This window comes from Mitsuaria sp. PDC51 (assembly GCF_900113225.1).
Taxonomy (GTDB): Bacteria; Pseudomonadota; Gammaproteobacteria; order Burkholderiales; family Burkholderiaceae_C; genus Roseateles.
Genome location: NZ_FOZE01000001.1, coordinates 438424 through 452531 on the forward strand (window position 1 = coordinate 438424; position 14108 = coordinate 452531).

Annotated in this window: 11 protein-coding genes; 3 read left to right on the top strand and 8 right to left on the bottom strand. The window is 71.3% G+C overall.

What is annotated here, in order from left to right; genetic code table 11:
• Positions 1 to 81 precede the first annotated feature (81 nt).
• Entirely contained in the window at positions 82 to 1050 is a 969-nt protein-coding gene (gene corA, locus BM393_RS01950; RefSeq protein WP_091720999.1) for a magnesium/cobalt transporter CorA, read from the top strand.
• A gap of 8 nt (positions 1051 to 1058) precedes the next feature.
• Here corA and BM393_RS01955 read toward each other — a convergent pair whose 3' ends face one another.
• The 5 genes from BM393_RS01955 to BM393_RS01975 form a co-directional block, all read right to left on the bottom strand.
• Positions 1059 to 2123, bottom strand: coding sequence for a tartrate dehydrogenase (locus BM393_RS01955; protein WP_091721003.1), 1065 nt, complete (start codon positions 2121 to 2123; stop codon positions 1059 to 1061).
• 105 nt (positions 2124 to 2228) lie between these two features.
• Positions 2229 to 3029 (bottom strand): 4-hydroxy-2-oxoheptanedioate aldolase, encoded by an 801-nt coding sequence (gene hpaI, locus BM393_RS01960; protein ID WP_091724916.1) that lies wholly within the window; start codon positions 3027 to 3029, stop codon positions 2229 to 2231.
• A gap of 5 nt (positions 3030 to 3034) precedes the next feature.
• Positions 3035 to 4486, bottom strand: a complete 1452-nt coding sequence (locus BM393_RS01965; protein ID WP_091721007.1) for an NAD-dependent succinate-semialdehyde dehydrogenase — start codon at positions 4484 to 4486, stop codon at positions 3035 to 3037.
• A 92-nt stretch (positions 4487 to 4578) separates the two neighbouring features.
• Positions 4579 to 6147, bottom strand: coding sequence for a UxaA family hydrolase (locus BM393_RS01970; RefSeq protein WP_175538153.1), 1569 nt, complete (start codon positions 6145 to 6147; stop codon positions 4579 to 4581).
• A gap of 2 nt (positions 6148 to 6149) precedes the next feature.
• A complete protein-coding gene (locus BM393_RS01975) occupies positions 6150 to 7148 on the bottom strand; it encodes a tripartite tricarboxylate transporter substrate binding protein (protein ID WP_254783174.1) in 999 nt (332 codons plus the stop codon).
• 222 nt (positions 7149 to 7370) lie between these two features.
• Between BM393_RS01975 and BM393_RS01980 the strand changes: the two genes are divergently transcribed.
• Entirely contained in the window at positions 7371 to 8354 is a 984-nt protein-coding gene (locus BM393_RS01980) for a LysR substrate-binding domain-containing protein (protein WP_091721011.1), read from the top strand.
• On the opposite strand, the gene BM393_RS01985 is transcribed toward BM393_RS01980, so the two are convergent.
• From BM393_RS01985 to BM393_RS01995, 3 genes are all read right to left on the bottom strand, one after another.
• Positions 8306 to 9388: a hypothetical protein gene (locus tag BM393_RS01985; RefSeq protein ID WP_141225207.1), complete on the bottom strand. Its 1083-nt coding sequence runs from the start codon at positions 9386 to 9388 to the stop codon at positions 8306 to 8308. The two genes, BM393_RS01980 and BM393_RS01985, sit on opposite strands and share 49 nt — an antisense overlap.
• A gap of 194 nt (positions 9389 to 9582) precedes the next feature.
• Positions 9583 to 10704, bottom strand: a complete 1122-nt coding sequence (locus BM393_RS01990; protein ID WP_175538154.1) for a PepSY domain-containing protein — start codon at positions 10702 to 10704, stop codon at positions 9583 to 9585.
• A gap of 25 nt (positions 10705 to 10729) precedes the next feature.
• On the bottom strand, positions 10730 to 12922 hold the full coding sequence (locus tag BM393_RS01995) for a TonB-dependent siderophore receptor (RefSeq protein WP_091721019.1): 2193 nt from the start codon (positions 12920 to 12922) through the stop codon (positions 10730 to 10732).
• Positions 12923 to 13291: 369 nt separating this feature from the next.
• Between BM393_RS01995 and BM393_RS02000 the strand changes: the two genes are divergently transcribed.
• Positions 13292 to 14089: an isocitrate lyase/phosphoenolpyruvate mutase family protein gene (locus BM393_RS02000; RefSeq protein ID WP_091721024.1), complete on the top strand. Its 798-nt coding sequence runs from the start codon at positions 13292 to 13294 to the stop codon at positions 14087 to 14089.
• Positions 14090 to 14108 lie beyond the last annotated feature (19 nt).

Sequence of the window (14108 nt, forward strand, 5' to 3'; positions counted from 1 at the left end):
CCGCCCCCTCGGTTTCTCTTGATGCCGCCTTGATGCCATCCGGGCTACGCTCGCCGCAAGCAAGAACGAGTGAGACGCCCCATGCTCATCAACTGTGTCGCCTACCGCGACGGCCGCCGGCTGGCCGATATCCAGCCCGAAGAGATCAGCGACTACGTGAAGCTGCCCGACTGCTTCGTCTGGGTCGCGTTGCGCGATGCCTCCACCGAGGAGGTCCTCGCGATGAAGGAGGAGTTCGACCTGCACGAGCTCGCCGTCGAGGACGCGTTGCACGGGCAGCAGCGGCCCAAGGTCGAGGAGTACGGCGACACCCTGTTCGCCGTCATGCAGACGGTGCAGTTCACGCCGACCGACGAGCTCTGCACCGGCGAGGTGTCCATCTTCGCGGGCAGCAACTTCGTGCTGTCGATCCGCAACCGCGTCGCGCAGAGCCTGCTGGGCGTGCGGGCCCGCGCGGAGAAGGAGCCGCACATGCTCAAGCGCGGCCCCGGCTTCGTGATGTACGCGATCATGGACGCGGTGGTGGACCGCTACTTCCCCGTCATCGAGGCGCTGGAGGCGGAGCTCGACGCGATCGAGGCGCAGATCTTCGAGCCCGGCGTCACCCGCGAGAACGTCCGCCGCGTGTATGAGCTCAAGCAGCGCATCACCACCGTCAAGCATGCGGTGTCGCCGCTGCTGGACGCGGTGGGCAAGCTGGTGCGCGGCCGGGTGCCGCCGATCTGCGAGGACACGCGCGAGTACTTCCGCGATGTCTACGACCACCTCGAGCGCATGCAGTCCGCGCTGGACTCCCTGCGCGATACCGCGACGACGGCGATCCAGGTCCATCTGTCGATGGCCACGATCGAGGAGTCCGAGGTCACCAAGCGCCTCGCGGCCTGGGCCGGCATCTTCGCCGCGGCAACCGCCTTCGCCGGCATCTGGGGCATGAATTTCGAGGTCATGCCGGAGCTCAAGTGGCGCTGGGGTTATCCGGCGGCGCTCGGCGTCATCGCCGCGACCTGCGGCGTGCTCTTCTGGCGATTCCGCAAGGCGGGGTGGCTGTAGGCCAGCAGTCAGACGAGCGCCGCGATCGCCTGTCCCATCTCGGTCGTGCTGGCCTCGCCGCCGAGATCGCGGGTGCGCGGCCCCGACGCCAGCGTCCGCTCGATCGCCGCGAGGATCGCGTCATGCGCCTGATGCTCGCCCAGGAACTGCAGCATCAGCGCCCCCGACCAGATCATCGCCACCGGATTGGCGATGTTCCTGCCGTAGATGTCGGGCGCCGAGCCATGCACCGGCTCGAACAGCGAGGGGAAGTTCCGCTCCGGATTCAGGTTGGCCGACGGCGCCAGGCCGATCGTGCCGGTGGTCGCGGGCCCGAGGTCCGACAGGATGTCGCCGAACAGGTTGGACGCCACCACCACGTCGAAGCGCCCCGGCTGCAGCACGAAACGCGCCGACAGGATGTCGATGTGCTGCTTGTCCACCGTCACCGACGGATAACCCGCACCGACCGCGTCCGCGCGCCCGTCCCACCACGGCATTGAGATCGCGATCCCATTGCTCTTGGTCGCCACCGTCAGGTGCTTGCGCGCACGCGCCTGCGCCAGCTCGAACGCGTACTTCAGCACCCGGTCCGCGCCGAAGCGCGAATAGACCGACTCCTGGATCACGATCTCCCGGTCCGTGCCGGCGTACATCACGCCGCCGAGGTTGGTGTACTCGCCCTCGGTGTTCTCGCGCACGACCAGGTAATCGATCTCGCCCGGCTTGCGGTTGGCCAGCGGGCAGGGCACGCCCTCGAAGAGCCGCACCGGCCGCAGGTTGATGTACTGGTCGAACTCGCGGCGGAACTTCAGCAGCGAGCCCCACAGCGACACATGGTCCGGCACGGTCGCCGGCCAGCCCACCGCGCCGAAGAAGATCGCATCCTGGCCTTGCAGCCGCGCCTTCCAGTCGTCCGGCATCATCTGGCCGGTCTGCTGGTAGTAGTCGCAGCTGGCCCACTCGATGGGGGTGAACTCGAAGCGGATGCCGAAGCGCCGGGCGGCCGCTTCCAGCACGCGCAGGCCCTCGGGCATCACTTCCTTGCCGATGCCGTCGCCGGGAATGACGGCGATCCTGTACGTCTTGCTCATGGTCGTGCTTTCGGTCTTGAAATCAACGGAGGTCGGAAGAGCGGACCGGGTGCGCCGGGCCGCCGCGAGGGGCGACCGATCAGCGCGGGCGATCCGCCGTCGTGATCAGTACGGCGAGCCGGTCGGCGCCGGTTGCGGCGGCGAGAGCTCGAAGTCTGCCGCAAGGCGCCGCGTGGCCTGTGCGAGCAGCGTGACGTCGATGCCCACCGCGACGAAGCTCGCGCCCAGCGACAGGTAGTGCCGCGCGAGCGCCGCGTCACCGGTCAGCGTGCCGGCCGCCTTGCCGCTGGCGACGATGGTGCGCACCGCCGCGTCGATGGCCGCCTGCACCTCCGGATGCGTCGGGTTGCCGCGATGACCCATTGAGGCCGCCAGGTCCGCCGGCCCGATGAACACGCCGTCGACGCCATCCACCGCGCAGATCGATGCGAGGTTGCGCAGCGCGGTGACCGTCTCGGCCTGCACCAGCACGCAGGTCTCGCCGTCGGCCTCGTCGAGGTAGTGCCGACGCAGGCCCCAGCGCGACGCGCGCGCCACCGCCGCGCCGACGCCGCGCACGCCGTGCGGCGGATAACGCGTCGCGGCCACCACCGCGGCCGCCTGCTCGGCGGTGTCGATCATCGGCACCAGCAGCGTCTGCACGCCGATGTCCAGCAGCTTCTTGATGCCGTCCTTGTCCGCGTTGACCGCGCGCACCACCGGATGCGACGGATACGGCGCCACCGCCTGCAGCTGCTGCAGCGTGCTGGTCAGCTCATTGGGCGCGTGCTCGCCGTCGATCAGCAGCCACTGGAAGCCGGCCGTCGCGCAGACCTCGGCGCTGTAGGCCTGCGCCATCGAGAGCCACAGGCCGATCTGCGGCCGGCGCGCGGCCAGGGCCTGCTTGAAGGTGTTGGCGAAATGCATGGCGCTCATGACAGGCCTCCCTGGCAAACGTACTTGATGTGCAGGTAGTCGTCGAGCCCGTGCGTGGAGCCCTCGCGCCCATAGCCGGATTCCTTGACGCCGCCGAAGGGCGCCGCCTCGGCGGCGATCGCGCCTTCGTTCAGGCCGACGATGCCGCTCTCCAGCGCGTCGGCGACGCGCCAGGCGCGGGCGATATCGCGCGTGTAGAAGTAGGCGGCCAGGCCGAAGGGCGTGTCGTTGGCGGCGGCGATGACTTCGTCCTCGCGCTCGAATCGGAACACCGGCACCACCGGCCCGAAGGTCTCCTCCTGCCACAGCAGCATGTCGGTCGTCGCGCCGGTCAGCACGGTGGGCGCGAAGTAGTTCGGGCCGGCGGCGACCTCGTCGCGCAGGCGGCGGCCACCGGCGACCGCGGTCGCGCCGCGCGCCAGCGCGTCCCGCACGTGGCGCTCGATCTTCTCGACCGCGCGGGCGTTGATCATCGGACCGATCTGCGAGTCGGCACGGCTGGCCGGCCCGACCCGCAGCGCGCTCACCCGCGCCGCGAGCCGCTCGACGAACCGATCATGGATGCCCGCCTGCGCGAACACACGGTTGGGGCACACGCAGGTCTGGCCGCCATTGCGGAACTTGGCCGCCATCAAGCCCTCGACGGCCGCGTCGACATCGGCATCGTCGAAGACGATGAAGGGCGCATTGCCGCCGAGTTCCAGCGAGAGCTTCTTCAGCGTGCCGGCCGATTCGCGCGCCAGGTGCTTGCCCACCGGCGTCGAGCCGGTGAAGGTGATCTTGCGCACGCGATCATCGGCGAGCCAGACGTCCACGACCTCCGGCGTGCGCTCGCGCGACGCGCAGACGATGTTGAGCACGCCCGGCGGCAGGCCGGCCTCGACGGCCAGCTCGACCAGCGCCAGCGAGGTCAGCGGCGTGTCCTCGGCCGGCTTGGCCACGACGGTGCAGCCGGCGGCCAGCGCCGGCGCGATCTTGCGGGCGATCATCGCGGCCGGGAAATTCCACGGCGTGATCGCGGCGACGACGCCGACCGGCTCGCGCAGCGCCAGCATCCGGCGGCCCGCCACCGGCGCGGGAATGACCTCGCCGTTGGCGCGCGTGGCTTCCTCGGCGAACCACTCGACGTAGCTGGCCGCGTAGGCGACCTCGGCGCGACCTTCGGCCAGCGGCTTGCCTTGCTCCTGCGAGATCAGCGCGCCCAGGCGCTCCTGGTCGCGCAGGAGGAGGTCGTTCCAGCGCTTGAGCAAGGCGGCGCGCTGCTTGGCCGGCACCGCGCGCCAGCCGGCGAAGGCGGCGTGCGCGGCATCGACCGCGGCGCGCGCGTCCTCGGCGCGGCTGTCGGGCACCTCGGCGATGCGGCCGTCGTCGGCGGGATCGACGACCGGGAAACGGTCGCCGGCGGCCGCGTCGCACCAGCGACCGGCAATGTGGTTCTGCGTCTGCATGAAGGGACCTGGAGGGAAGCGAAGTCAGGACGCGGCCGGCGCCGCGGCGTGGGCGGCGGTCGCGATGGCGCGGGAAGCGGGCGGGCCGGCCATCAACTGACGATGCCCAGGTGCCAGGGCACGAACTCGTGGTCGCCCAGGCCCAGCAGCTCGCTCTTGGTCGGCTCGCCGGAGGCGGCGCGCAGGATGTGCTCGAAGATCTGCCGGCCCATCTCCTCGATGCTCAAGGTGCCGTCGATGACCTGGCCGCAGTTGATGTCCATGTCCTCCTCGAGGCGCGTGAACATCGGCGTGTTGCTGGCCAGCTTGATCGTCGGCGCCGGCTTGGAGCCGAACATCGAGCCGCGCCCGGTGGTGAAGCAGATCAGGTTGGCGCCGCTGGCGATCTGGCCGGTGACCGCGACCGGGTCGTAGCCCGGCGAGTCCATGAACACGAAGCCGTGCTCGTCGATCGGCTCCGCGTATTCGTAGACCTGCCGCAGCGGCGTGGTGCCGCCCTTCATCGCGGAGCCCAGCGACTTCTCGAAGATGTTGGCCAGCCCGCCGGCCTGGTTGCCGGGGCCGACGACGCCGTTGAACTGCCCGTTGTGGCCGCGGGTGTAGTCCTCCCACCAGGCCAGCCGGTCCAGCAGCTTCTGGCCGACCTCGGGGCTGACCGCGCGGCGGGTGAGCATGTATTCGACGCCGTGGATCTCCGGTGTCTCCGACAGGATCGCGGTGCCGCCGTGGCGCACCAGCAGGTCCATGGCCGCGCCCAGCGCCGGATTCGCGCCGATGCCGGAGAAGCCGTCCGAGCCGCCGCATTCCAGCCCGATCTTCAGATGCGCGGCGCTGACCGACTGGCGCTCAACGCGATTGGCGATCGGCAGCATCGCCTCGACGGCGCGGATGCCGGCCTCGATCGTGGCGCGCGTGCCGCCGGTCTCCTGCATCACCAGCGTGCGCAGCGTCTCGCCGGCCACCAGGTGCTGCGACTCCATCAGGCCGGCGACCTGGTTGCGCTCGCAGCCCAGGCCGACGATCAGCGCGCCGCCGAGGTTGGGGTGGCGCACGTAGCCGGCGATCGTGCGACGCAGCAGGTCGAAGTGGGGGCTGGGCGAGGACATGCCGCAGCCGGTGGTCTGCGCGAAGGCGACGACGCCGTCGACGTTGGGATAGTCCTTCAGCCGCTCGGGCGTGAAGTGCTCGGCGATGCGGTTGATTGCCGTCGACGAGCAGTTGACCGACGCGAGGATCCCAATGAAGTTGCGCGTCGCGACGCGGCCGTCGGCCCGCACGATGCCCAGGAAGGTCGCGCGTTCCGCCTCGGGCAGGTAGTCGACCGGTTTCACGTCCGCGCCGAAGGCGGGATCGCGGTGGAACTCGACCAGCGCGATGTTGTGCGCGTGGACGTAGTCGCCAGCCTCGATGTCGCGCGCGGCCACGCCGATCACCGCGTTGTACTTGCGGATCGGCTCGCCCGCGGCGATGCGGCGCGCGGCGATCTTGTGGCCGGCCGGCACCTGCGCCTTCAGGCGCAGGCCGAATTCCGGCAGCACCTGGCCCAGCGCCAGCGCCTGCCGGGCGATCAGCACGTTGTCGTCGGCATGCAGGCGCAGCAGCGGCGAAGCCGTCGCGAGCGCGGCCGCACCGGCGGCGGGGGCGGTGAAGGCGTCGCTCACGCTCAGCCCTTGGCCAGCAGCTCGCGCAGCTTCAGCCGCTCGATCAGCTGCGTGTCCTTGCGGTAGGTGGCCTGGATGTACTTCTCGTAGTCGGGTTGGTCCAGGTACATCACCGGCGCATCGATGCGGTCGCAGACGGCGATGAACTCGGGGTCCGCGGTCGCTTTGCGGAAGGCGTCGCGCAGCCGGGCGACGATCGCCGGGTCCATGCCCTTGGGCGCGCCGATGCCGTTGGGCGCGTCGACGACCAGGTCGTAGCCGGATTCCTTCAGCGTCGGCACGGCCGGGAAGTCCTTGGTGCGGGTCTCGCCCCAGGTGACGAGCAGGCGCAGCTTGCCGGACTTGACGTGCGGCGCCCACGAGCTGGAGTCCGCCACCGCGTCCACCTGGCCGCCGAGCAGGTCCTGCAGCGCCGGTGCGCCGCCCTTGTAGGGGATGTGGTTGAGCTGGATGCCGGCGAGCAGGTTGAACTCCTCCATGCCGACATGGGTGGCGCCGCCGATGCCGGCGCTGCCGTAACTGATCAGGCCGGGCTTGGCCTTCGCGGCGGCGACGAACTCGGCCAGCGTCTTCCACGGCGAGTCGGCGCGCACCGCCAGGCCGAAGGTCTGGCCGTTGACGCGGGCGAGGTAGGTCAGGTCCTTGAGCGGATCCAGCTGCACCGTGCGCAGCTGCGCGAAGCGGGTCACCGAGATCGGCACCTGGCCGATCGTGTAGCCGTCGGGTTTGGCCGTGGACAGCACCTTGGTGCCGAGCATGCCGGACGCGCCGGCGCGGTTCTCGATGATGACGGTCTGTCCCAGCACCTTGGCCGCGGCCTGGCACAGCGCGCGCATCGTCACGTCGGCGGTGCCGCCGGCGGGCCAGGGGCAGATGAAGGTGATGGCGCGTTCGGAAGGGTAGGCAGCGGCGCGCGCGACGCGCGGCAGCGACAGGGCGCTGGCGCCGAGGCCGGCGGCGCCGGCAAGCAGGACGCGGCGGCGGTCCATGCGGAAGGTCATCGTTGTCTCCTGGCTCGGGATCGAGGTCTGGCTCGGCATCGAAGGCGGGGCCTGTCGCGCCATTTCGCGTCGTTTCGCGTCGTGTCGCGTCGTGTCGCGTCGTGTCGCGTCGTGTCGCGTGGGCTCTTTGCGTCGCATTGTGGGCATCCGGTCCATGCGGCTCAATTGAAGAACTGGACAGGCTTCATGCCGGAAACGGCATGAAGCCTAAGATGCGCGCCCATGAGCCAGATCGACCGCGTGCTGCGTTCCAACCTGAAGCTGCGCCACCTGCAGATGCTGGTGGCGCTCGACCAGTTCCGCCACCTGGGCCGCGCGGCGGAGTTCCTGTCGCAGACGCAGCCGGCGGTGTCGAAGTCGCTGGCGGAGGTCGAGCGCATGTTCGGCCTGGCGCTGTTCACCCGCTCCACGCGCGGCACCGAGCCGACGCCATTCGGCGAGGCGGTGGTGCGCTTCGCGCGTTCGGTGCTGTCGGACTACGCCCGCACCCGCGACGAGATCGCCGCCGTGGCCAGCGGCGCGGCGGGACGCGTCAGCGTCGGCGCGATGGTGGTGGCGATGCCGGGCCTGGTGGCCGGCGCGGTGGAGCGGCTCAAGCGCCACTCGTCGCTGACGACGGTGCACCTGGAGGAGGGCGACCTGACGCGGCTGCTGCCGCGCCTGCGGGTGGGCGAGCTGGACGTGATCGTCGCGCGGCTGGAGCCCGGCTACGCCGCGCCGGACCTGGCGACCGAGCCGCTGATGGAGGAGGCGATGCGCATCGTCGTGCGGCCCGACCATCCGCTGGTCGGCGGCCGCAGGCGGCGCGAGCCGCCCTGGGCCGAGCTCGCGCGGATGCCGTGGGTGATGCCGCCGCCGTGGGCCTCCTCGCGGATCAAGCTGAACCAGCTGTTCTACGCGCAGCGGCTGGATCCGCCGAGCGACATCATCGAGAGCGCGTCCTTCCTGGTGACGCTGACCTTCCTGCGCCAGCGCGGCGCGGCCGCCTTCGTCGCCGACAACGTGGCGCGTTACCTGGCGCGCGAGGGGCTGGCGAAGGCGCTGCCCATCGACGTGCCGATCGAGTTGCCGCCGGTGGGCCTGCTGACGCTGCGCAACCGGCGCGCGACGCCGGCGGCCGAGCAATTCATGGCCTGCTGCCGGGAGGTCGCGGCGGCTCAGCCGCCCAGGGCGGCGTCGCGGAAGCTGTCCAGGGCCAGCTCGTAGTTCATCTCGCCGAGCAGCGCGACCAGGCGGTCGCGGTCCGCGTTCCAGCTGTCGACGACATGGCGCCAGGCCGGCGCGAGCGAGCGCGGCTCGGCCTCGTCGTCCGGGATCTCCGCTTCGATCGAGGCCGGCGGCAGGTCCGAGGGCAGCATCAGCCGGGAGGCCGCGACCGGCCGGTCGGCATCCTCGTCATAACGCGGGTCGCCGGCGCCCGCATCGATGCCGGGGTCGATGCGCCAGCGGCCGTCGGCCTGCACGGTGATCCTCGGGCGCAGCCAGGGCTCGTGGGCGCGCGGGTTCAGCAGGTGGCAGCTGCGATGGCGGGCGTCCACCACCAGCAGGCTCAGCACCGACCCACGGCCGTTGGCCAGTTCCTCGACATAGTCGGGATGCTCCGGCGGGCCGTCGACGTCCAGCACGAAGTAGCGGTCGTCCAGCCATTCCCCGGAGCCCGCGATCGAGCAGCCGAAGGTCAGCTCCTGCGGGTAGGGCAGCAGGCGGCCGTCCAGCCACAGCGCGGCGCCATAGGGCGCTTCGAAGACGGCGCCGTCCTGCGGGAACTCGGGCAGGCGGCCGTCCTCCCACCAGACGACGGCGCGGTGCAGGCGCCCCGGCGCGTCGGCGATGCGGAAGCCGGCGCTGCGCCATTCGGGCCAGGAGCTCCAGACGCGGGACTCGACGCGCTCGTCCAGCCCCATCGCGCGCAGGTCGCGGCTGCTGGCGTGCTGCAACAGATGCTGTGCGAAGTGCCGCCACATCGCCGGGCCGAGCGCGCGCGCGATGGGCTCGGCGTCGCGCAGCCAGTCCAGCAGCAGCGGCACGATCGGCGCCTGGCGCGACCAGAGCGCGTGCGCCGCCACCGACTGCGCCCAGCGCCGCTCCAAGGCCCGCAGGCCGCGGGCGTCGGGGGCTGCGGCCGGTGGCGGCGCGGGGGGGGAGGAGGAGTCGGCGGGCTCCCTGGAGCCGGCCGGAAGATCGGGGAGCCCCACCAGCGAGGGCGGGACGGGGGAGGGCGGCAGGTGGTACAGCGGCATCAGGTCAGGCGCACCGGGGTGGAGAAGCGGTGTCGCGAGCGCTGGTGGGCAGGTGGGATTCCTGGGGCAGGGGACGCCCGTCGCCATCGTGGGGGACGCCTGTCGGGCGACGCGGGGGCGGGTCTTGCCCAGGCGCCGCACCATCGGAAAAAGCTGCCGTCGGGGCGTCGGCCGTCCCGTTCAGTCGGAAGCGCTCAGCGCCGCCGGCGCCACCACAGCCAGATCCCGGTGACCCCCATGCCGAAAAGCACGAGCCCGAGCACGCCGGTGATCGCCCGGTGCGCCACGCCGAACAACTCGCCCGCGTGCAGCGGATAGATCCACGCGGTGGAGCGGCCGGCGAGATCGAGCTCATCCCAGCGCTGGCGCGCCAGCACATGGCCGTCGACCGGATGGGCCCAGACCGAGGACAGCCCGTTGGGATGCGGGTCGCCGGGCAGCTTGAAGCGGATGCGGACCGGGCGCGTGTCCGCGGCGCCGAGCTGCACGAAGCCGACCCGGCCGTCCGGCCAGGCTGCCTGCGCCTCGGCCACGATGGCGTCGAGCGGGCGGCGCTCGCCGTGGTCCTTGCCGACCTGGGGCGGCTTGGGCGCCGCCTCGCCGACCAGCGCATTGAGCCAGCCGCCGATCGGCCGCCAGGCCATCCATGCCCCGCTGGCGACGGTCACCGCGAGCAGCAGGCCCAGCACCGCGCCGCCGAAGCGGTGCAGGTCGAAGAGGCCGCGGGTGGTGCCCTTGTCGAGTTTGAGCCCGAAGGCGTGGCGCCACTGCGCCGCCGTTGTCGGCCACCACAGGACCAGCCCGGTGACCAGCAGCGCAAGGTAGGCCAGCGCGGTGAACGCGAGCACCGCCTTGCCGGTGTCCCCCAGCAGCAGCGCGCTGTGCAGTTCGAACACCAGGTTCGCGAGTCCCTCGGCCTCGCCGCGACGGCCGAGCTCGGCCACGGTGACCGGGTCCAGGTAGAGCGTGCCTTCCCAGGCGGGGCCGCGCACCATCACGCGCAGCGATTCGCCAAGCTCACGCGGCGGCCGGATCGTCATCGTCGACTTCGGGCCGAATTCTTCGGCGACGCGACGGCGCAGCGTTTCCAGCGGCGTGGCCGACGCCTGCGTGACGGGCCCGACGGGCGCGGAGCCGGACGCTGTGGCGGCGGCCACCGGCGCGCGGAAGAGCTCGGGATGCATCGCCTCGTCCAGCGGGCGCAGCACCGTCATCAGCGCGCCCAGCAGCGCCGCCGCGGTGAGCAGCAGGCCGAGCGTCAGCCCGGTCCAGCGGTGCAGCCAGATCCAGACGCGGCGGGCGGTCATCAGCGCCATGGCGTGCTCGCTCCCGGGCCGGCGGTCAGAAGTCGACCTTGGCGGTGAGGCGCAGCGTGCGCGGGGCGCCGACGCCCAGCAGGCCGTTGCCGGCGGTGCTCCAGTAATTCTTGTTGGTCGCGTTGTCGAGGTTGGCCTGCAGGTTGACCGCCTTGTCGAAGATCCGCGTCTGGTAGCGCGCGCCCAGCGACAGCGTCTGGTAACCGTCGACCCAGGCCTGGTTGCTGTTGTTCACCGCACGCTTGCCGACGTGATAGACCCCCGCGTTCAGCGCCAGGCCCGGCACCATCGGCAGCCGGTACTCGCCGAACACGCCCAGCGTGTTCTTCGGCGTGTTCTCCGGCGTCTTGCCCAGCTCCAGCGGGTTGCCGGTGCCGACCTTGGTGATCTCCGCGTCCAGCACCACCCCGGAGACCACCAGCGCGAAGTCGCGGCCGATCTCACCGCTGGCGGAGAACTCCAGGCCGCGATAGCGGGTCTCGCCGCCGACCTGGTAGATGCGGTTGATCGTCGTGGCGAGCGGGCGGTCGGTCTGGAACAGCGCCGTCTGCAGCAGCACCGCGCCCAGGCGGGCCTTCACGCCGAGTTCGTGCTGACGGCTCACCGCCGGCGGCAGTACCTGGCCGAAGTTGTCGGTGTTCAGCGGCGCGGTGCCGGTCTCTTCCAGGCCGCGCAGCGCGCTGGCGTAGACGCTCAGGTCCTTCAGCGGCTTCCACATCACCGAGACGTTGGGCGTCACCTTGTCGGCGCGGTAGGTCGGCACCGGCGACGAGGGATTGCTCGCCTCGCTGCGGTACACCGTCTTGCGCAGTCCCGCCAGCAGCTGCCACTGCTCGCCGACGCTCATCCGGTCGAAGACGTAGAGGCCGCGGTCGTTGACCTCGGACGGGAAGCCGGTCTGCGTCAGCGTCGGGCTGACCGGCGCGATGTCGACCGGGTCGTACAGGTTCTGCGCCGCGCGCGCCGTCCCGTTGAACCAGCCGGCCGAGGCGCGCCGGTTGTAGGTGGCGCCGATCGTCAGTTCGTGGCCGATGCCGGCCGTGTCGAAGCGGCCGATCGCCTCGACGCGGTGGTTGGTGTTGGTGTACTCCTGGCCCTTGAGCACCGAGATGTTGGCGGTGCCGGCGCCGGTCTGCGCGTTGTAGTTGGTCAGCGTCGTGTAGTTGCGGTCGCGCTGGGTGTTGGCGCGGCCGGACTCGACGCTCAGCACCCAGTCGTCGCTGAGCGCGAAGTCGCCGCGCACCAGGACGTTGGTCGCCTCGGCGTCGTAGCGGGCCCATTCGGGCGCGATGTTGGTGGTGTTGTCCGGCACGCGCGGCAGCGTGATCACGCCGTTGACCGCGGCCGGCAGCGTGATCGCGCCCTGCTCGCTGACGTTCTTGCGGTAATGCTCGACGTCCACCTTCAGGTTGGCCCACGAGGTCGCACGCCAGTCGTAGGCGACGGACACCAGGTCGCGGTGGCCCTCGTAGCGGTCGATGCCGGTGGCTTCCTTGCTGGTGACGGCGTTCAGGCGCAGGCCCATGCTGTCGTCGGCGCCGAAGCGGCGGCCGATGTCGACGTGGGCCTTCATGCCGCCGTGGTCGTTGAAGGTGGTCGTCAGCGAGGTGACCGGCGTCGGGCCGGCCCGCTTGGTCACGAAGTTGACGATGCCCGAGGGCGGCACCATGCCGTAGTACATCGACGACGCGCCCTTCAGCACCTCCACCTGCTCCTTGTTCTCGAGCGGGATGTCGATCAGGTTGACGATGGGCAGGTTGCCGTTGAGGCGGTAGTTGCCGCGGTTCTCGACGACGATGCCGCGGATCGACAGGTTGTCGTAGGTCGAGCCGCTGACCTGCGAGCGGGTCACGCCGGCGGTGTTCTTCAACGCGTCGTACAGGCCCTGCGCGGCCTGCGCGTCGAGCAGGTCGCGCGACATCACGCTGTTGGTCAGCGGCACGTCCAGCGGGTCCTGGTCGCGGAAGGCGCCGACCCGCACCGTCGTCGGCGCGAAGGTCTTCTTGCGCACGCCGTTGACCGTGACCTCGTCCAGCAGCTTGGCCGGCGCCGGGCCGTCGGCGGCGGGGCGGGGGGCGGGCGCTGTCGCGTCCGTCGTCGGCCCGTCGGATGGCGCTGCGGATTGCGCGGCCGCCGCCAGCGGGGCCAGCAGCGCGAGGACGGAGAGGGAAATCAGGGACCGGCGCGGCGAGGCGCCGCGGGACGCGGTGGACGACATGGACGTGGACCGGGGGGACCGGAGATCAGGGATTCGGAGGCGGGCCGGGGTGGCCCGCGGCGCGGCGATGGGCCGTGCGTGCTCAGCTAACGCGATACGTTATCAAATGCGAATAGTTCGCAACATTCGGGTCGCCGGATTTCGTGCGCAGGACGCGCGCGGGCACCCCGATCGGGTGGAATCGCAACGAAACCGTGGCGGCAGCACCACCGTTTCGAGGGTCTCCGGGCCGGCCGTCGCGAACGGGGCGGGGAGCGAGGGGGTCGGAAGACGTCCGATTCCTGCCAGACGGCGGCAGGGGCCCGGGCCTAGGATGCGCCGTTCTTCCCACCGAAGACCGCCCCATACACCCTTCACGAGGCCCTCAAGATGAGCACCGCATCCCCCACCGCCGCCGACAAGTCCGCCGCCCTGTTCGCGTTGCATCAGCGCCCGGGTCCCTTCGTCATCGCTAACGCCTGGGACATCGCGTCGGCGCGGATGCTGGAGGCGGCGGGCTTTCCCGCGCTGGCGACCTCGAGCGCCGCGGCCGCCGAAGCCATCGGCCGGCGCGACGGCCAGCTGACCCGCGACGAGACCCTGGCCCACATCCGCCGACTGGCCGGCGCGACGCCGCTGCCGCTGAGCGCCGACCTGGGCAACGGCTTCGGCCACCGGCCCGAGGACTGCGCGCTGACGATCCGCCTGGCGGCGGAAGCGGGCGCGGTCGGCGGATCGATCGAGGATGCGTCGAGCGAGGGCGGCGCGCCCATCCTCGACTTCGACCTGGCCGTCGAGCGCGTCGCCGCCGCGGTCGAGGCCGCGCGGGCCTTGCCGGTCCCCTTCCTGGTCACGGCGCGCTCGGAGAATTTCCTGCACGGCGTGAACGACCTCGAGGACACGATCCGGCGCCTGCAGGCTTTCGAGCGCGCCGGCGCCGACGTGCTGTTCGCGCCGCTGCTGCCCGACCTGGACGCGGTGCGCCAGGTCTGCGCGTCGGTGTCCAGGCCGGTGAACTTCATGGCCGGCATCCCGGGACGCTCGTTCAGCGTGCGCGAGCTGGGCGAGGCGGGCGTCAAGCGCGTGAGCCTGGCGATGTCGCTGTTCCGGCATGCGATGAAGGCGGCCCGCCTGGCCGCCGAGGAGATCCGCGACCACGGCACCTTCGGATATCTCGATCCGCATTGAAGACGGCACGCGGGGCGGA

Excerpts from the sequence above, each read along its gene's own strand:
- corA (WP_091720999.1), top strand. The coding sequence starts at position 82 with ATGCTCATCAACTGTGTCGCCTACCGCGACGGCCGCCGGCTGGCCGAT.
- BM393_RS01955 (WP_091721003.1), bottom strand. The coding sequence starts at position 2,123 with ATGAGCAAGACGTACAGGATCGCCGTCATTCCCGGCGACGGCATCGGC.
- hpaI (WP_091724916.1), bottom strand. The coding sequence starts at position 3,029 with ATGCATTTCGCCAACACCTTCAAGCAGGCCCTGGCCGCGCGCCGGCCG.
- BM393_RS01965 (WP_091721007.1), bottom strand. The coding sequence starts at position 4,486 with ATGCAGACGCAGAACCACATTGCCGGTCGCTGGTGCGACGCGGCCGCC.
- BM393_RS01975 (WP_254783174.1), bottom strand. The coding sequence starts at position 7,148 with ATGACCTTCCGCATGGACCGCCGCCGCGTCCTGCTTGCCGGCGCCGCC.
- BM393_RS01980 (WP_091721011.1), top strand. The coding sequence starts at position 7,371 with ATGAGCCAGATCGACCGCGTGCTGCGTTCCAACCTGAAGCTGCGCCAC.
- BM393_RS01985 (WP_141225207.1), bottom strand. The coding sequence starts at position 9,388 with ATGCCGCTGTACCACCTGCCGCCCTCCCCCGTCCCGCCCTCGCTGGTG.
- BM393_RS01990 (WP_175538154.1), bottom strand. The coding sequence starts at position 10,704 with ATGGCGCTGATGACCGCCCGCCGCGTCTGGATCTGGCTGCACCGCTGG.
- BM393_RS01995 (WP_091721019.1), bottom strand. The coding sequence starts at position 12,922 with ATGTCGTCCACCGCGTCCCGCGGCGCCTCGCCGCGCCGGTCCCTGATT.
- BM393_RS02000 (WP_091721024.1), top strand. The coding sequence starts at position 13,292 with ATGAGCACCGCATCCCCCACCGCCGCCGACAAGTCCGCCGCCCTGTTC.